Source organism: Corynebacterium sp. HMSC036D03, from assembly GCF_001836185.1.
Classification (GTDB): domain Bacteria; phylum Actinomycetota; class Actinomycetes; order Mycobacteriales; family Mycobacteriaceae; genus Corynebacterium; species Corynebacterium simulans.
Map to the genome: position 1 here is coordinate 1 of NZ_KV827732.1, position 328 is coordinate 328.

Sequence of the window (328 nt, forward strand, 5' to 3'; positions counted from 1 at the left end):
GCCTTTGGCTCTTCCTTGGCTTCTTCCTTTTCGGAGGAAGCTGCAGGGGCAGCGTTGCCGTCGCCGATGCGGGCGATGATGGCTCCGACGTCGACGGTGTCGTCTTCGTCGGCGAGGATCTCGGTCAGGGTGCCGGCGACTGGGGATGGGATTTCGGTGTCGACCTTGTCGGTGGAGACCTCGAGGAGTGGTTCGTCGACCTCGACCGTGTCACCTACGGACTTCAGCCACTGGGTAATGGTGCCCTCGGTGACGGACTCGCCGAGCTCTGGCATAGCTACGTCGGTTGCGGAGCCGGAAGCAGCCGGTGCAGAAGCCTCTTCCTTCT

General features: G+C 63.1%; 1 protein-coding gene. It reads right to left on the reverse strand.

Annotation, left to right across the window (positions count from 1 at the left end):
* Positions 1-328, reverse strand: a 328-nt coding sequence (locus HMPREF2692_RS04725; protein ID WP_305764392.1) for a biotin/lipoyl-containing protein, incomplete at both ends; no start/stop codon positions are given.